The organism is Vibrio sp. 1CM24A (assembly GCF_023161725.1).
GTDB classification, from domain to species: Bacteria; Pseudomonadota; Gammaproteobacteria; order Enterobacterales; family Vibrionaceae; genus Vibrio; species Vibrio coralliirubri.
In genome coordinates this window covers 295,789-312,607 of the sequence record NZ_JALNTS010000005.1, presented here as the reverse complement: position 1 = coordinate 312,607, position 16,819 = coordinate 295,789, and the positions used below count along the sequence as shown (strand labels likewise).

Here is a 16,819-nt window from a genome sequence, read left to right as displayed (position 1 = left end):
TTCAAAATTGGATCTGATCGCTCGACAATTCGACGACTCACAGATAAAAGGGTCACAATATAAAGAAGCTATAAAGTACTCACTAAGAATACTTGCAAGAGCCTATTCATCAGGCATTACGTCTAAACGGGCTCATACTAAGCTTGTCCGCGAATCTAACGCGAGCCCCATTCAATTATTTTTGCCGTAAATCACAAAATAAATTGTGGATGTTTGAAAAGACTCTCTTAATCGGTTGTGAAATCATTGAATTTCTAGTTCGACACCATAAACTCAACGTTATATTCAGTTATCAGAGATAAACTCATGACAAAGAAAGTAATAGCAGAATTTGATTTACTGCTTATCGCAAACCAAATTATCCAATCACATGATGACTACATTGAAGGCATGCGCGCAAACAGCGTAGTAGAAAAAGACGATGTACTCGTCTTCAAAGGTGAATACTTCTTAGATAGCAATGGAATGCCGACCGAGAATACAACCGCGGTATTTAACATGTTTAAATACTTAGCGCACCACCTTTCGAAAGAATTTACAATTCAGCAATAATTAAAAAGCTTGCCATTTAGGCAAGCTTTTTTAGTTCCTGAACCTTTACTGGCTCAGCATTTTCAACTTATCGAAGTAATCAGGGAATGTCTTTGACGTACAACCTGGATCATTAATCGTCACAGGCGTATCGCTCAAAGCAACCAGCGAGAAACACATAGCCATACGGTGATCATCGTAAGTATCAATCGCCGCGTGATTCAGTTCAGCCACAGGGTTAACAATGATGTAATCTTCACCCTCTTCAACCTCGGCTCCTACTTTACGTAGCTCTGTTGCCATTGCCGCCAAGCGATCTGTCTCTTTCACACGCCAGTTGTAGACATTACGGATTGCCGTTGTGCCTTTCGCAAACAATGCGGTTGTCGCAATAGTCATCGCAGCATCTGGAATATGGTTATAGTCCATATCAATGCCTTTCAGCTCGCCACAACGAGAAATAACATAGTCGTCACCCCATTCGATTTCCGCACCCATTTTCTCAAGCGCATCAGCGAATTGGATATCACCCTGGATACTGTTTTTACCAATACCAGTGACCTTAATCTCACCACCTTTGATAGCAGCAGCTGCAAGGAAATATGACGCAGATGATGCATCACCTTCTACTAAGAAGTCGCCCGGAGCTGTGTAAGATTGCCCCGTCGGAATCACGAACTCTTGGTAGTCATTATTGATCACGTCCACACCAAATTGTTTCATAATGTGTAGCGTGATATCGATGTAAGGTTTAGAAACTAATTCACCGTCAATTTTGATGGTCACTTCGCCTTCCGCCAGAGGTGCAGCCATCAAAAATGCCGTCAAAAACTGGCTAGAGATAGAACCATCGATTGAAACCGTACCACTCTTCAGGCCTGTACCTGTGATCTTCAATGGTGGATAGTTTTCGTTGTCTAAGTATTCAACGTCGGCACCGGCTTCTCTCAGTGCCGTTACTAAGTGGCCAATTGGGCGCTCTTTCATGCGCGGCTCACCAGTCAGAACGTATTCACCGCGACCTAAACATAGTGCAGCCGCCAGCGGACGCATCGCCGTACCCGCGTTACCTAAGAAAAGCTCTAGAGCTTTATCACTTGAGAATGCACCACCAACACCTGTCACTTCACAAACAGTTTTGTCTGCAGACAACTGGTAATCAACACCTAGCTGCGTCAATGCATTCAACATATGACGAATATCATCACTGTCTAGTAAGTTTGTTAGGCGAGTGGTTCCCGTAGAAAGTGCAGCCAAAAGAAGTGCACGGTTGGAAACACTTTTTGAACCAGGTAGGTTAACTTCCCCGTTCACTTTTTGAATTGGTTGTAACGTAAGGCTTTCCATTAAATCTTATAGTCCTTGTACCACCCGAAGTCACTGGCGCGTATTTATTTTCGGGTGATGAATAATTCTTCGTACTTGCAGACTAACGAACTTTTCCAACGAACTCCAGAGCTAATCCCGCTCAAACCGATGATTAATCAGCCAATCAATTGCATTTACATACTAGTACACGATATCAACTCGAACACCATCTGAAAAATAGAGAATTCGTACATCATCGCCTCGGTTGAACAACATCGAGTTATCGACATCTTGGATGATGTTGACCAACTTGTCGTCTTTGGTTTTGACCAGTAACTCAACCAGTTTGTACTCAACTTTATACTGTGTGTTACCTCGGTTACGAGCAATACCCGCACCTGCTACTGCACCGACAGCTGTCGCCACTTCTTTACCGGTGCCGCCGCCAAACTGATTACCAATCAAGCCACCAATCGCCGCACCTAATAAGGTTTCCCAACCATTCGCTTTCGATTCAACGATCTCTTGTTGAGTGATGTATCTAACCGTATCGATCTCACCATAAACTACTTCGTTCACTGGTCGAGCTTCGTTTCTGTTGTAAGCTGCATTTGCCAACATAGGCAAAACAAGTAAAATCCAAAGCAACTTCTTCATGGTAAAACTCCTAAAGACCTCTTGGTCAGTGATTAATCTGTAATGCGGTACTTATGACTATATACCTAACCGAACTTGATACTACTAGTATAGAGTTTCCTTCGCCCTTCGACGCGCTTGATGAACCCAACGGTCTGCTCGCCTTCGGTGGTGATTTATCACCAATGCGAATTTTAAACGCTTATAGCCAAGGGATATTTCCATGGTATGGCCCAGGTGAGCCTATACTTTGGTGGAGCCCTGCACCGCGAGCGGTATTTAATCCTAAGACATTCGAACCGTCAAAAAGTCTTAAAAAGTTTCAAAGAAAACACAATTATCGTGTCAGCATCAACCAAGCGACGGACAGAGTAATTGGTTATTGCTCTTCACTAAGACCCGAAGAAGAAACTTGGTTAAACAGCGACATGCAGTTAGCCTATCGCAAGCTCGCTTCATTAGGTTTCTGCCACTCGGTTGAGGTTTGGCAAGACGATGAACTGATCGGCGGGCTTTATGGCTTACAAAGAGGCCAAGTCTTTTGCGGTGAATCGATGTTCAGCCTAAAGACCAATGCCTCTAAAATTGCGCTGTGGTACTTTTGTAAGCACTTTACACAATTCGGCGGACAACTGATTGATTGCCAAGTCATGAACCCTCACTTGGAATCCTTAGGCGCTATCGAGGTTGATAGGGATGAATTCCTAGGCTCTCTGCAATTACTCAAAGAGTTCTCCGTTGACGATGCATGCTTTAAAACCCAATGGCTAAAGGAAATGCCTTAATGAATCCAGATTTACAACAAATCAGAATTGGATTAACAGACAATCACGCTTGCAGCTACTTACCTCACCTCGAAGAAAGAGTGGCGGTCACGCTTGACGAACACATGCACACCTCAGATAACTATGAAGTTCTGCTTGCGAATGGATTTCGCCGCAGTGGTTCAACCATTTATAAGCCACATTGCGATAATTGCTCAGCATGCCAAGCAATTCGCCTTTCAATTCCTGAGGTAAAGCTTTCCAAAAGCCAACGACGGCTCCTGAACAAGGGAAAATCACTGCGTTGGGAGCTGAAAGATGAGATGGATGGTAACTGGTTTGACTTATACAGTCGCTATATCACCGCTCGTCACCGTTCGGGAACCATGTACCCACCTAAGAAAGAAGAGTTTCTACAATTCTCTAAAAATGAGTGGCTTACTACAAAGTTCATGCACATCTATGATGAGAACAAGTTGGTTGGTATCGCCGTAACCGACATCATGGCTCACTGTACGAGCGCGTTTTATACCTTCTTCGATCCTGATATAGACATTTCGATGGGAACACTTGGCGTTCTATTTCAGATCCAACATGCCCAGAAAGAACAAAAACAATGGTTATATTTGGGTTATCAAATCGATGAATGCCCTGCGATGAACTATAAAGTACGATTTCAACGTCATCAAAGGCTAGTAAATCAGCGGTGGCAAGGGTAGAATACGCGACAACTTTACATATTTTGATTTTAACGGCACAATCAAGCCGTTGAAAACCGCCAAATTTCGAAAGAGGATTAGATGGCTAAAGAAGACGTAATCGAGATGCAAGGCACTGTCCTTGATACTCTACCAAACACAATGTTCCGTGTTGAGCTTGAAAACGGTCACGTAGTGACAGCACACATCTCTGGTAAAATGCGTAAGAACTACATCCGTATTCTTACTGGTGATAAAGTAACTGTTGAGATGACTCCATACGACCTTTCTAAAGGCCGCATCGTCTTCCGTGCTCGTTAATTTTTAATTAGCGAATACAATAAGAAGCGGAGCTTAAGGCTCCGTTTTTTATTGCCTGAACGTTTTACTACACAAGCACATCAATCTCGCATCTCGCATCTCGCATCTCGCATCTCGCAAGCATAAAAAAACGCACAACCGAAGTCATGCGTTTTAAATTTAAGCCCTTGAATTATCAATCACTTCATTAGTGCATAACCTCTTCTTTAGCACCAACATAGATGAAATCCAATTCGTCTTTTTTCAGGGATACTTTAACCGTACCGCCATCAACCAAGCTACCAAACAGTAACTCGTTAGCAAGTGGCTTCTTAAGCTTCTCTTGAATCACACGCCCCATTGGACGAGCACCCATGGTCTTGTCATAGCCTTTATCAGCTAACCAGTGACGAGCATCCTCAGAAACCTCTAAAGACACACCACGAGCGTCCAGTTGAACCTGAAGCTCAACAATGAACTTATCAACGACTTGGCTAATCACACTTGGATCAAGGCTGTTGAACCAAATGATATTATCAAGACGGTTACGGAACTCAGGAGTAAATACCTTCTTGATTTCGCCCATCGCATCTGGTGCATGATCTTGTTGGATCAGGCCGATCGATTTCTTCTCGGTTTCAGCCACACCTGCGTTGGTCGTCATCACTAGAATCACGTTGCGGAAGTCCGCTTTGCGACCATTGTTATCAGTTAGCGTGCCGTTATCCATTACCTGCAGTAGCAAGTTAAAGATATCTGGGTGAGCTTTCTCGATTTCATCCAGTAACACAACAGAGTGCGGGTTCTTGATTACGGCATCAGTTAGCAAACCACCTTGATCGTAACCAACATAACCAGGAGGAGCACCGATCAAGCGGCTCACAGAGTGACGCTCACCGTACTCAGACATATCAAAGCGTAGAAGCTCAATACCCATCAACTTAGACAGTTGAACCGTCACCTCTGTTTTACCTACACCAGTAGGACCAGCAAATAAGAATGAACCAACAGGTTTATTGTCTGCACCCAATCCAGCACGGGTCAGCTTAATCGCTTCACTCAATACATCGATTGCAGGGTCTTGTCCGAATACCAACATTTTCATGCGGTCATCCAGTTTCTGCAGTGTATCTTTGTCTGAAGACGATACTGACTTCTCAGGAATACGCGCCATTTTCGCAACCATTGACTCAATATCAGCCACGCTTACCGTTTTCTTACGACGGCTTGCAGGTGCCAAACGGCTACGAGCGCCCGCTTCATCGATTACGTCAATGGCCTTATCTGGAAGGTGACGTTCATTAATGTATTTAGCTGACAGTTCCACAGCGGCACGCAACGCTTTGTTGGTGTAGCGCACTTCGTGGTGAGCTTCGTATTTTGGCTTCAAGCCAATCAGGATCTTGGTCGTATCGTCTAGCGATGGCTCGATAATATCGATTTTCTGGAAGCGACGAGCTAAAGCACGCTCCTTCTCAAAAATACTGCTGTACTCTTGGTACGTTGTTGAACCGATGCAACGTAATTTACCACTGCTTAGTAGTGGTTTAATTAAGTTTGCCGCATCAACCTGACCCCCCGATGCAGCACCCGCACCAATAATGGTGTGGATCTCATCGATGAACAGAATCGCGTCTTCTTCTTTCTCCAGTTGCTTAAGAATCGCTTTAAAACGTTTCTCAAAGTCACCACGATACTTGGTTCCTGCTAGCAGTGAGCCAATATCTAAAGAATAAATCACGCTACTCTGAATGATTTCAGGCACTTGTCCTTCAACGATGCGCCATGCAAGACCTTCCGCGATGGCAGTTTTACCTACACCCGCTTCACCCACTAACAGAGGGTTGTTCTTACGACGACGACATAGAACTTGGATAGTACGTTCTAGCTCTTTGTCGCGACCGATTAATGGGTCAATATTGCCCTGTTTTGCGACTTCGTTAAGGTTAGTAGCAAAGTTTTCTAAACGATCTTCTGAATTAGCTTCTTCAGCATTTTCTGCACCACCAAATGAATCAGATGATGAAGGGCTGTCGCCTTCGTTGCTGGCTTTAGTAATACCGTGTGAGATGAAGTTAACAATATCTAAGCGACTAATGTCGTTTTTCTTAAGAAGATATGCCGCGTGAGATTCTTGCTCACTAAAAATAGCCACAAGTACGTTAGCACCTGTTACTTCGCTGCGACCTGAAGATTGAACATGAAAAACAGCGCGTTGAAGTACTCGTTGGAAGCTCAACGTTGGCTGAGTTTCGCGAGTTTCGTCGCTTTCAGGGATAAGTGGGGTCGTTTGATCGATAAAAATATCGAGCTCATTGCGAAGAGCATCGAGATCAGCCTGACAAGCTTGGAGCGCTTCCTTGGCCGCATCATTTTCTAATAATGCTAGTAGGAGGTGTTCGACAGTCATGAATTCATGTCGCTTGTCTCGCGCACGAGCAAATGCGCCATTTAAACTCGTCTCTAATTCTTTATTTAGCATAAGTACCTCCTAAGGGAACAACAGTGTTGTTCGAGCAATTTATACTTGCTCCATTGTACATAGTAGCGGATGCTCATTTTCCTTTGAGTACATCGTGACCTGCGCTACCTTTGTTTCCGCTATTTCAGCACTGTATGTGCCGCATATAGCTTTACCTTCATAATGAACCTTGAGCATCACTTCCGTTGCTTTTTCGATATCTAGTGAGAAGAATCGCTCTAGGATCTCGATTACAAAGTCCATGGGCGTGTAGTCATCGTTATTCAATACAACGTTATACATCGCCGGTGGCTTTACTTTTGTTGCTTCTTTCTCCAGTAAATCTGAGCCTGGAGATGCCCATTCAAAGTTTCTGCTCATATCGCTTTGCTAAGGGTTATTTTTCGGAAGTCGTGAGTGTTTACCTAACTCAAATTTACCACATTCACGCTTTACGGTGTACTAAGAAACTGCACCGAGAAACAGTACCAAAAAATATTCCTCTATACTGAGCCTAATCCACCATTTCCATCGCTGCAAATAAAAGATCTCGATTAACAGGATTAACATATGTGATTGATTAAAAAGACACCACAACTATTGATGCTAACGATAAGATTACCGCTAAGTTACTATTTAGTTAATAGTTTGCAGTTAATCTCGAATGTGATTTGTTATTAAAATTGATCACTTTTATACCAATTTACTATTGACTGTGCTCAATCATTAGCTACATTGGAGCTAAAAGGTTTTTTAATACATTTTTGCAACATGAATTGAAATCAGTAACACGCTTCAAAAATTAACAATAAGGAATAATTACGCAGGGTAGCGTTAATTTCCGTAAGCAATGTACGAGATTCAAGCTATTAGCTGAAATTCTTTAGCTGGTAGGAATGATATCAATCGCACTTACAACAATTGATATAACAACGTTTGTAACAAAATGCATGAGGGATGTATAGCATGGCTACAGGTACAGTAAAATGGTTTAACAATGCCAAAGGGTTTGGCTTTATTTGTCCAGAAGGTGAAGACGGCGATATTTTCGCGCACTACTCCACAATACAAATGGAAGGTTATCGAACCTTAAAGGCTGGTCAGCAGGTCGACTATGAAGTAGAAAGTGGACCTAAAGGCTCGCATGCTAGCTCCGTTGTTCCTGTAGAAGGCAGCGCCGCAAAATAGGCGAATGACAACTCATGTTAACCTCAGTCAGTCGTCATTAACGGCTGACAGGTAAACAGAATATTGAAACCGCTCATTTAATACCTGTAACACAGGCTTACGTGAGCGGTTTTTTCGTTTTGAGGGCTATGAAGTTGCTCACTAGACCACTAGTTCGCGGATGTATTCTTATTGAGCTAGGTTTTGGGGGGATTAAAAAAGAACAAAAAAAGACGCTTTAACGTTATCGTTAAAGCGTCTCTCGTTTTGACTTTATCTATGACTTAGCTTTCAAACTAAGCAACTCGTTAGCAAATCACGTTCATGACTGACTAACGATAAGTCCAATCACTATGCATCAATAAATGCGTTTAGCGTTGAGCTTGGGCGCATTAGTGTTGAAACCAATGCATCGTCAAGTAGGTAGTAACCACCTAAGTCGCCAGCGACACCTTGAGCGTTGTTCAGTTCTGCAACAATCGCTTCTTCACTTTCAGCCAGTTGACTTGCCACACCTGCAAACTCAGCAGCAAGATCAGCGTCAGCCGTTTGCTCAGCAAGCGCCTTAGCCCAGTATGCCGCTAGGTAGTAGTGGCTACCACGGTTATCAAGCTCACCCACTCGACGTGAAGGAGACTTGTTGTTATCAAGGAACTCACCCGTTGCTTTATCAAGCGCATCAGCAAGAACTTGTGCTTTAGCGTTACCTGTTACTACGCTCAGGTGCTCTAGAGACGCAGCCAATGCCAAGAATTCGCCTAGGGAATCCCAACGCAGGTGGTTTTCTTTCTCTACTTGTTGAACGTGCTTAGGAGCAGAACCGCCAGCACCTGTTTCAAACAGACCACCACCGTTCATTAGTGGAACAATCGATAGCATCTTAGCTGATGTACCAAGCTCTAGAATCGGGAACAAGTCAGTTAGGTAATCACGTAATACGTTACCTGTAACCGAAATAGTATCTAGGCCTTCTTTGATACGAACCAGTGAGTATTGAGTCGCTTCAAGTGGAGCGAGGATCTTAATTTCAAGACCATCGGTATCGTATTCAGGAAGGTACGCTTCAACTTTCTTGATAAGCTGAGCATCATGCGCGCGTGACGCATCTAGCCAAAATACCGCAGGAACACCCGATGCACGAGCACGAGTTACCGCAAGCTTAACCCAGTCTTGGATGGGTGCATCTTTAACCTGACACATACGGAAGATATCGCCTTCCTCTACGTCTTGCTCTAGAAGCACAGCGCCTGAAGCGTCAACAACTTGAACCTGACCGGCAGCTTCAAGGATGAAAGTCTTATCGTGAGAACCGTACTCTTCCGCTTTTTGAGCCATCAAGCCAACGTTTGGTACGCTACCCATCGTTGTAGGGTCGAAAGCGCCGTTCTCTTTACAGAAATCAATAACCGCTTGGTAGATGCTCGCGTAACTACGATCTGGGATCATTGCTTTAGTATCTTTTTGCTTACCTTCTGGATCCCACATTTGACCAGAAGAACGCAACATTGCAGGCATAGATGCATCCACAATGATATCGCTTGGTACGTGTAGGTTAGTAATTCCACGGTCCGAATCAACCATCGCTAGTGGTGGTTGAGTCTCGTATACCGCTTGCAGGTCAGCTTCGATTGCTTCTTTCTGCTCTTGAGGAAGCGCAGCGATCTTCGCGTAGACATCACCGATGCCGTTATTTACATCAACGCCTAGCTCTTCAAACAGTTGACCATGCTTAGCAAATACGTCTTTGTAGTAAACCTTAACCGCGTGACCAAAGATCACTGGGTCAGATACTTTCATCATCGTCGCTTTCATGTGAAGAGAAAGCAATACACCTTGCTCTTTAGCCGATGCGATTTCTTTTTCGAAGAACGCAACCAAAGCGGCCTTGTTCATCACTGACGCATCAATGATCTCTTTATCTTGCAGTGCAAAAGCTGGCTTCAATGTTTTCTTCGCGCCATCTTTACCAACGAATTCAATGCTAACTTCTGTAGCACCTTCAATGGTTACTGACTTTTCGCTACCGAAGAAGTCTTTGTCGTCCATACTTGAAACGTGCGACTTCGAATCTGCAGACCAAGCACCCATTGAGTGTGGGTTCTTCTTCGCGTAGTTTTTAACTGAAAGTGGAGCGCGGCGATCCGAGTTACCTTCACGTAAAACAGGGTTTACTGCACTGCCTTTGATTTTGTCATAAGTCGCTTTAACAGCTTTCTCTTCGTCAGTGTTTGCTTCTTCTGGGTAGTTAGGAAGTGCGTAACCTTTTGATTGTAGCTCTTTGATAGTTGCTTGAAGCTGAGGTACAGATGCAGAGATGTTTGGAAGCTTGATAATGTTTGCTTCTGGTGTCTTAGCCAATTCACCTAGTTCTGCTAATGCATCACCAATACGTTGCTCTTCGTTCAAGTAGTCAGGGAAGTTGGCAATAATGCGCCCTGCAAGTGAAATGTCGCGAGTATCAACGTTAATACCAGAAGAAGCTGTAAAAGATTGAATGATTGGCAGCAAAGAGTAAGTTGCTAGCGCCGGAGCTTCGTCTGTAATGGTATAGATGATCGTTGGTTTTTCAGTAGGCATGAAATTTCCCTATAGTTCTTACAAGCTCATTTAAAGTAGTGAGCATGTTATAAATTGACCAGTAAGCCACTCTAAGAGTGAAAACTGCTTACTCGATAGTCGTACTCTATCTTATTTTTCATGCAATCTTGATGACAGCATGAACCAAATCCGTGAGTGCGTTGTTATAATAAAACACGAAGGTATAATTAAACAAATCAGGCTTAAGAGTCCATCAACTTGTTCTATTTTGTGTCTTTTAGGCGCGCAAATGATAGCTCAATTCCGTTTCAGTGAAAACTTTTCAGCACACTTCGTTTACATTTTTGCAAGGTAGTTAACATGTCTACTCGCTCACGCAGCGCATCTCGTTCAGACAAACCGGCTCGTTCTGGTGCAACATTAAAACAAAGCGGTAATAGACAAAGCCGAAGCAGTGATAGGAATAACACTGGCAATTCGCACAACAAATCTCACTCAAGCAAGCACCGATATAAAGGCAAACCTACCAACGCAAAACCTAAGGTAGCGCTCGAAGATCGCAAAGTAATTCTGTTCAACAAGCCTTTCGATACTCTAAGCCAATTTACAGATGGAGAAGGGAGAAAAACGCTAGCGGACTTTATTCCAGTGAAAGACGTTTATGCTGCAGGTCGTCTTGACCGCGACAGCGAAGGGTTAATGGTCTTAACCAACGATGGGATATTTCAAGCTAAGTTAACTCAACCAAACTCAAAATCCCCAAAGACATACTGGGTACAGGTTGAAGGCGCCCCTTCTGAGGAAGATTTAGATAAATTGAGAAAAGGTGTCGAGCTAAAAGACGGCATGACATTACCGGCTAAAGTAGAAGTGATGCAAGAACCTGAAGTGTGGGATAGAAATCCTCCAGTCCGCTTCAGAGCCGCGATACCGACAACATGGTTAGCTGTCACAATCATTGAAGGACGTAACCGTCAGGTAAGACGAATGACAGCCAATATCGGCTTCCCTACCCTACGTCTTATCCGTTATTCAATGGGCAACATGAATGTGGGGCAGCTGCTGCCTGGTGAGTGGAAAGAAATCTAGTCAACATAGTAGAAATGAAAAAGCGAGGTATCTGTCATAGACAAGAACACCTCGCTTTAAAAACTTTTTGGTCTTACTTTTGGTCAATCAACCATTTTTGAAATGCTTTACGCTCTTCCTCACTAGCTCTTGAATACCAAAGCTTAAGTTGAAGTGTATTTTCAGACTCTTGCACAGTACTGTCGGCAGCTACCGTCGCTCCAACTACTGCACCAGTTTGTACTGCTGCTAGTTCTTCTTTCAACGAACGAATCTTTCCTGAATCAAAAACTAAGCCTCTTTCTTGGTTGTAGTCTTTAACCAACTGAGGGATATCACTGTAAGGCAGTGCACCTTGAGATGGAGGCAAAACTTCTTGCACGACTTCTGCATCATCACCGTTTACAGAGATACTGAATATAGGAAGTTCTCTGTCGACATTTTTTTCGATTTTAGCGTACTTTCTACTTAGAAGATCAATATCAACATCAGCATTTTCGGGAACATTAACTACCATAATGTAAGGAACTGTACTGATAAACTCGCGTTTGCCTTTATCGCTCAAATACCCTGTGTAATCTAAAACGAGTTGGTTTTCACCTGAGGTGAATACAGCGTCTTCCACACTTTCAACAACCTCACCGTTCAAAGTATTTAGCGAAATACCAGAAGCCAAATCAAGAGCAGCCGTTGCGTATGGTGCAGAGAATAGACAGACAAAACTCAAATACCACTTGTTCATGTACGATTCCTTAATCAATAAATGTAAAAAAGCCAGCTAATAGCTGGCTTTTGTATAGCATAGTTAACTACAGATTAGAATGTGTAGTAAACACCAGCGATAACGCCGTCAGCATCTAGAGTTTGTGATGCGTATTCGAAATCAGCAGTTTGGTATTCAGCTAGGAATAGGATGTTGTCACGGAATGCGTAATCAACACCAACAACTAGGTTAGTAGAGTCGATATCAGAGATCTTAGAAGTACCCGCTGCTGTAGCGATTTCGTCAGTTGTTGCTACAGAGTATGTAGTGTATAGACGAACAGCGTCGATTTGGTAAGCAGCTGCGATACCCATAGTTTCACCGTTGCCGTAAGAATTAGCAGCGATGTCAGATAGGTCCCAGTAACCGTAACCTTGGTTGCCTTCAAATTGTGCGTATGTAACAGCTAGGTATAGGCCACCAAACTCAGCAGAAGCAGAAGCACCAGCAAGAGAGTAATCTACGTCTTTAGCAGCGTCACCAGTGATGTAAGAAGCACCGATAGAGAAGTTGCTGAATGCGTAATCTGCAGAGATACCGTAAGTGTTGTCAACGTCTTCAGTAGAATCAGTGTTAACGTCAGCTACGATTGTGAAACCTTCAACGAATTGACCTTTGAATACAGCGCCGTGGCCAGAAGACTCGCGGTGGTGACCACCAGTAGAGCCCATGTAGTTACCTTCGTTTGTGATATCGTCTTTCTGGATAGCGTCAGCAGATTCTGCTAGGTCGCCAGTTTCACCGAAAGCCATACCCCAAGTGTCAGTTTTAAAACCAGCTAGAACGTCATCGAACTTAGCGTTGCTGCCGTCAGTTTCGATTTCGAAAGATGCGAATGCTGTGAACTGATCGTTAAGCTTCTGCTCAGCGTCAAGTTGGATTTTAGCCCAAGTAGAAACGTCAGCTTCGTTCTTAGTTGTTTCAGTTAGGTTTTTGTCTACTTCAGATTGAGATAGGTAGATATCTACCTCGCCTTTTAGGCCAACTTTAGTATCGTCGTTAGAGTAAATTTCTGCTGCGTTTACAGAAGTTGCTGTAGCTGCGATAGCTAGCGCTAATAGAGTCTTTTTCATAATAAATCCACTGCCTTTTCTAAGAATGGGAGATCCTTGCCCGGTTCCCTTTTATTTTTATGACTGGTCATTACCACTCTTTGTTGGTTAATCACCGTCACTAAATTTCGAGGTCTAGATTGCAAAAGATTATCCTGCGTGTCAAATAAACTAAAAACAAACCTAAAAAAAACACAAAGCAATCAAAATCAACCACTTACATTTTTTTTCATTGTTTTACGAGCAGCTTATCCTTAGTTTTATCAGGAAATATAATAATCCAAAAAAAGAACAAAACAGCATTTAACACCAAAAATAGCTCACAACAACACCACACTTCAGGATTTAACACCTACAAGCCAGTCTTTTTTAATATTTATATTTCGCAACATAAATAAAATAGTTAAGTTCCTGATGGTTCAGTTTTTTTTTGTGAACAAGATCTACCTTTGATTCAAAAGCAAGCTATTTCACCGTAAATGTACCGACTAGTGATATGTGCTACTATCCTCGCTCCGTTACGTAGGTCACAGTATGCTAACTACTAAAATTCAAAAATCTATTCGCACCAGTTATCAAAACCTCCAAGATCAGTTGGACAACTTTGTACCTCGTCGTGCTCAAAATTACCTTGTTGCAGAAATAGCGAAGACACTTTGTGGTCAATACCACAAAAGTAATCGCATGATTGTTGCAGAAGCAGGAACGGGGATCGGGAAATCACTGGCTTATTTAATGGCTACTATTCCTGTCGCTGTGCTCAATAATCGAAAAATAGTCATATCGACAGCGACGGTTGCGCTACAAGAACAGCTCGTCAATAAGGATCTCCCTCTATATAGAAGACTGACTGATCGAGAGTTTTCTTTCATATTAGCGAAGGGTAGACAGCGTTATTGTTGTTCCGAAAAGCTAGCCGCTGCCTGCGGGGTTGATGGCGGACAAATGGCAATGTTCGAATCTAAGCCGAAGAAGAAGGATATCGACCAACTTCAAACCATGTACCGCAGCCTAACCCAAGGTAAATGGGATGGTGACCGTGATTCGTGGCCAAAACCCATCGACAATATGATTTGGCAGATGATTGTCAGTGATAAGCATAGCTGTAACAACAGTATGCCTACGCATAGAGACTGCCCTTTCCAGAAAGCTCGCTCAGAGTTAGATAAAGCAGACGTGATTATCGCCAATCACAGTTTAGTGATGGCTGATGCAGACTTAGGCGGCGGCGTGATACTTCCTGAACCAGAAAATAGCATCTATATATTCGATGAAGCTCACCATTTACCGCATGTAGCCAGAGATCACTCTTCTGCGGCTGCGAGCTTAAAAGGCGCGGCGTCATGGTTGGAGCGTTTGAATCAATCAATCACTAAGCTTTCAGGTCTTGCAGACGAGAAACGTGTCCACCGATTTAGAAATGAGCTGCAAGACTCAGTGCAACAGCTAATCCCGACACTGACTCAAATGAGCAAACAGTTTGACGCTAACCACTTTGAAGACGGCTTGTATCGCTTCGAACATGGCGACTTACCTGAGTGGCTAGAGAATGAATCTAAAGATCTCAAGCAACTCACACAAAAGGCGAGCCAAGCCGTTGCGAAGATTGCAGACCTAATTGCAGAACGAGTTAAAGACGGCGAGCTTTCAGCAAAACTTGCAGAGCCCGCACTGGCAGAAATTGGCTTCTATATACAAAGAACAGAGAACCTTGCCCAAGTTTGGCGCTTAATGGCAGAACCGAAGAGAGAAAAAGGCGCTCCTTTGGCTCGTTGGCTCGAACTGAACAAAGAAAGCGAAGGCGATTTCGTTGTGAATGTTTCACCACTAGAGGTGGGGTGGCAACTGGATCAGCAAATCTGGAGCCGCTGTGTTGGTGCCGTATTAGTATCTGCGACCATGAGGGCGCTCAACTCTTTCAGCTTTTTCTGTCATCAAGCAGGTATCAGCCAAAAAGCAGAAGATGGCGTACAATTTTTGGCTTTGGCATCACCGTTTGATTACCAGAATCAAGCTGAGTTGATCGTTCCGGCAATGAAGTACGAACCACAAGCACCTCAGTTTACTGAATATCTTATTGAAATTTTGCCTAAGGTAATAGAAGACAAAAAAGCCAATCTCGTTCTATTCTCTTCTTACTGGCAAATGAACAAAGTTGCAGAGGCGTTAGCAACAGATTTCGTTAAAAAGTCGTGGGCATTGCAGGTTCAAGGTGATACTTCACGAACTGAAATCCTAAAAAAACATAAAAAGCTAATAGACCAAGGTAAAACCAGCGTTCTTTTTGGAACTGGCAGCTTTTCTGAAGGTCTTGATCTACCGGGTGAGCTTCTTGAAAACCTGGTGATTACCAAGATTCCTTTTGGTGTTCCTACCTCTCCTGTAGAGCAAGCACATTCAGAATATATTGAATCACGCGGTGGCAACCCTTTTATGCAGATTACTGTTCCAGATGCGAGTAAAAAGCTTATTCAATCTGTGGGTAGACTACTGCGTAAGGAAAGAGATTCTGGTAAAGTCACGATCCTTGATAGACGCATAGTAACGAAGCGATACGGAAAGTCCCTACTCGATTCACTACCGCCTTTTAAAAGAACAATAAAATACTAATATCCCCTGCCCTCGAGGTAGTTATGGGCCTTCATCGCTAGGCCCTTGCATTCACAACCCAACATGACTAATCCGTAGATTTTTCATGTGGCTGCCCTATCAGCCGATAACGAGAACACTAGCTATTTATGGAAATGATTGAGCCAACCATGTTGGTCATACTTGCTCTGGTTGCATTTGCAGCGGGCTTTATTGATGCTGTCGCAGGTGGCGGAGGGATGTTAACCGTTCCAGCTTTGCTATCGCTTGGTTTACCGCCACACATTGCACTCGGAACTAATAAGCTGGCCGCAACGTTTGCTTCATCTACAGCTGCATTCACTTACTACCGTAAAAAGCTGTTCAAGCCTGAGTGTTGGGTCAATGCATTCATATCTACTTTAATAGGTGCGACAATCGGCACGCTCACTGTTGATGCCATTAGCACTGAGTGGTTAGAGAAGGTATTGCCGTTAGTCATTCTTGCCGCTGCTGTCTATACCATTTTTCATAAGACTCCAGATGTGAGCCATAATGTGTCTCCTAAGCCTTGCCCTGTGCTTAAGAGAAAACAAAAGTACCAAGGATTCATTCTTGGTTTTTATGATGGGGTTGCAGGCCCAGGAACTGGCGCGTTTTGGACGGTAAGCTCTATGGCGCTTTACCGCTTAAACATCTTACTTGCCTCTGGTCTATCCAAAGCCATGAACTTTACCAGTAACTTTACCTCTTTGGTGACCTTCGCGATTCTTGGTCATATTGATTGGGTTCTAGGTTTAACCATGGGTCTTTGTTTGATGGCTGGAGCATTCGTTGGCGCTCACTCTGCTATTCGTTTCGGTGCTACATTTATACGACCTGTGTTTGTTACCGTAGTAAGCGTACTTGCAATTAAACTGGCATACGAAGCTTGGTTTGTGAACTTATAGGCAGTAGCCAACGGG

Annotated in this window: 15 protein-coding genes; 8 read left to right on the top strand and 7 right to left on the bottom strand. The window is 43.4% G+C overall.

Features of this window, described 5'->3' with window-relative positions; genetic code table 11:
• Positions 1 to 306 precede the first annotated feature (306 nt).
• Positions 307 to 552: a YciN family protein gene (locus MSG38_RS13385; protein WP_017062104.1), complete on the top strand. Its 246-nt coding sequence runs from the start codon at positions 307 to 309 to the stop codon at positions 550 to 552.
• A 45-nt stretch (positions 553 to 597) separates the two neighbouring features.
• Here MSG38_RS13385 and aroA read toward each other — a convergent pair whose 3' ends face one another.
• Both aroA and MSG38_RS13375 read right to left on the bottom strand, forming a co-directional pair.
• Entirely contained in the window at positions 598 to 1,878 is a 1,281-nt protein-coding gene (gene aroA, locus MSG38_RS13380; protein ID WP_086969472.1) for a 3-phosphoshikimate 1-carboxyvinyltransferase, read from the bottom strand.
• Positions 1,879 to 2,040: 162 nt separating this feature from the next.
• Positions 2,041 to 2,496 (bottom strand): glycine zipper 2TM domain-containing protein, encoded by a 456-nt coding sequence (locus MSG38_RS13375; protein WP_048659671.1) that lies wholly within the window; start codon positions 2,494 to 2,496, stop codon positions 2,041 to 2,043.
• Positions 2,497 to 2,549: 53 nt separating this feature from the next.
• On the opposite strand from MSG38_RS13375, the gene aat reads away from it, so the two are divergent.
• From aat to infA, 3 genes are all read left to right on the top strand, one after another.
• Positions 2,550 to 3,260: a leucyl/phenylalanyl-tRNA--protein transferase gene (aat, locus tag MSG38_RS13370; protein ID WP_086969470.1), complete on the top strand. Its 711-nt coding sequence runs from the start codon at positions 2,550 to 2,552 to the stop codon at positions 3,258 to 3,260.
• A complete protein-coding gene (locus MSG38_RS13365) occupies positions 3,260 to 3,958 on the top strand; it encodes an arginyltransferase (protein WP_086969468.1) in 699 nt (232 codons plus the stop codon). Before aat ends, MSG38_RS13365 begins: the two co-directional genes overlap by 1 nt.
• 81 nt (positions 3,959 to 4,039) lie before the next feature.
• A complete protein-coding gene (gene infA, locus MSG38_RS13360; protein WP_001040192.1) occupies positions 4,040 to 4,258 on the top strand; it encodes a translation initiation factor IF-1 in 219 nt (72 codons plus the stop codon).
• A gap of 187 nt (positions 4,259 to 4,445) precedes the next feature.
• On the opposite strand, the gene clpA is transcribed toward infA, so the two are convergent.
• Positions 4,446 to 6,719: an ATP-dependent Clp protease ATP-binding subunit ClpA gene (gene clpA, locus MSG38_RS13355; RefSeq protein WP_048607331.1), complete on the bottom strand. Its 2,274-nt coding sequence runs from the start codon at positions 6,717 to 6,719 to the stop codon at positions 4,446 to 4,448.
• 39 nt (positions 6,720 to 6,758) lie between these two features.
• Entirely contained in the window at positions 6,759 to 7,079 is a 321-nt protein-coding gene (gene clpS / locus MSG38_RS13350) for an ATP-dependent Clp protease adapter ClpS (protein ID WP_004737430.1), read from the bottom strand.
• A 585-nt stretch (positions 7,080 to 7,664) separates the two neighbouring features.
• On the opposite strand from clpS, the gene cspD reads away from it, so the two are divergent.
• Complete coding sequence (gene cspD / locus MSG38_RS13345) at positions 7,665 to 7,886, top strand: cold shock domain-containing protein CspD (protein ID WP_004736548.1); 222 nt, start codon at positions 7,665 to 7,667, stop codon at positions 7,884 to 7,886.
• Between the two features lie 330 nt (positions 7,887 to 8,216).
• On the opposite strand, the gene MSG38_RS13340 is transcribed toward cspD, so the two are convergent.
• On the bottom strand, positions 8,217 to 10,442 hold the full coding sequence (locus tag MSG38_RS13340) for an NADP-dependent isocitrate dehydrogenase (protein WP_050648555.1): 2,226 nt from the start codon (positions 10,440 to 10,442) through the stop codon (positions 8,217 to 8,219).
• 321 nt (positions 10,443 to 10,763) lie between these two features.
• Here MSG38_RS13340 and MSG38_RS13335 point away from each other — a divergent pair, with 321 nt between their 5' ends.
• The gene (locus tag MSG38_RS13335; RefSeq protein ID WP_086971786.1) at positions 10,764 to 11,492 is read left to right on the top strand and encodes a pseudouridine synthase; all 729 of its coding nucleotides are present in this window, start codon (positions 10,764 to 10,766) and stop codon (positions 11,490 to 11,492) included.
• Between the two features lie 73 nt (positions 11,493 to 11,565).
• Here MSG38_RS13335 and MSG38_RS13330 read toward each other — a convergent pair whose 3' ends face one another.
• Both MSG38_RS13330 and MSG38_RS13325 read right to left on the bottom strand, forming a co-directional pair.
• Positions 11,566 to 12,213 (bottom strand): DUF2057 family protein, encoded by a 648-nt coding sequence (locus tag MSG38_RS13330; RefSeq protein ID WP_050651531.1) that lies wholly within the window; start codon positions 12,211 to 12,213, stop codon positions 11,566 to 11,568.
• A gap of 74 nt (positions 12,214 to 12,287) precedes the next feature.
• Positions 12,288 to 13,307 (bottom strand): porin, encoded by a 1,020-nt coding sequence (locus MSG38_RS13325; RefSeq protein WP_050651532.1) that lies wholly within the window; start codon positions 13,305 to 13,307, stop codon positions 12,288 to 12,290.
• Positions 13,308 to 13,820: 513 nt separating this feature from the next.
• On the opposite strand from MSG38_RS13325, the gene dinG reads away from it, so the two are divergent.
• Together dinG and MSG38_RS13315 are read left to right on the top strand one after the other, a co-directional pair.
• Positions 13,821 to 15,896: an ATP-dependent DNA helicase DinG gene (dinG, locus tag MSG38_RS13320; protein ID WP_017066711.1), complete on the top strand. Its 2,076-nt coding sequence runs from the start codon at positions 13,821 to 13,823 to the stop codon at positions 15,894 to 15,896.
• 128 nt (positions 15,897 to 16,024) lie between these two features.
• Positions 16,025 to 16,804, top strand: coding sequence for a TSUP family transporter (locus MSG38_RS13315; RefSeq protein WP_017062114.1), 780 nt, complete (start codon positions 16,025 to 16,027; stop codon positions 16,802 to 16,804).
• Positions 16,805 to 16,819 lie beyond the last annotated feature (15 nt).

What these genes read in the sequence shown, in the direction of transcription:
- MSG38_RS13385 (WP_017062104.1), top strand. Translation starts at nt 307, where the DNA reads ATGACAAAGAAAGTAATAGCAGAATTTGATTTACTGCTTATCGCAAAC.
- aroA (WP_086969472.1), bottom strand. Translation starts at nt 1,878, where the DNA reads ATGGAAAGCCTTACGTTACAACCAATTCAAAAAGTGAACGGGGAAGTT.
- MSG38_RS13375 (WP_048659671.1), bottom strand. Translation starts at nt 2,496, where the DNA reads ATGAAGAAGTTGCTTTGGATTTTACTTGTTTTGCCTATGTTGGCAAAT.
- aat (WP_086969470.1), top strand. Translation starts at nt 2,550, where the DNA reads ATGACTATATACCTAACCGAACTTGATACTACTAGTATAGAGTTTCCT.
- MSG38_RS13365 (WP_086969468.1), top strand. Translation starts at nt 3,260, where the DNA reads ATGAATCCAGATTTACAACAAATCAGAATTGGATTAACAGACAATCAC.
- infA (WP_001040192.1), top strand. Translation starts at nt 4,040, where the DNA reads ATGGCTAAAGAAGACGTAATCGAGATGCAAGGCACTGTCCTTGATACT.
- clpA (WP_048607331.1), bottom strand. Translation starts at nt 6,719, where the DNA reads ATGCTAAATAAAGAATTAGAGACGAGTTTAAATGGCGCATTTGCTCGT.
- clpS (WP_004737430.1), bottom strand. Translation starts at nt 7,079, where the DNA reads ATGAGCAGAAACTTTGAATGGGCATCTCCAGGCTCAGATTTACTGGAG.
- cspD (WP_004736548.1), top strand. Translation starts at nt 7,665, where the DNA reads ATGGCTACAGGTACAGTAAAATGGTTTAACAATGCCAAAGGGTTTGGC.
- MSG38_RS13340 (WP_050648555.1), bottom strand. Translation starts at nt 10,442, where the DNA reads ATGCCTACTGAAAAACCAACGATCATCTATACCATTACAGACGAAGCT.
- MSG38_RS13335 (WP_086971786.1), top strand. Translation starts at nt 10,764, where the DNA reads ATGTCTACTCGCTCACGCAGCGCATCTCGTTCAGACAAACCGGCTCGT.
- MSG38_RS13330 (WP_050651531.1), bottom strand. Translation starts at nt 12,213, where the DNA reads ATGAACAAGTGGTATTTGAGTTTTGTCTGTCTATTCTCTGCACCATAC.
- MSG38_RS13325 (WP_050651532.1), bottom strand. Translation starts at nt 13,307, where the DNA reads ATGAAAAAGACTCTATTAGCGCTAGCTATCGCAGCTACAGCAACTTCT.
- dinG (WP_017066711.1), top strand. Translation starts at nt 13,821, where the DNA reads ATGCTAACTACTAAAATTCAAAAATCTATTCGCACCAGTTATCAAAAC.
- MSG38_RS13315 (WP_017062114.1), top strand. Translation starts at nt 16,025, where the DNA reads ATGGAAATGATTGAGCCAACCATGTTGGTCATACTTGCTCTGGTTGCA.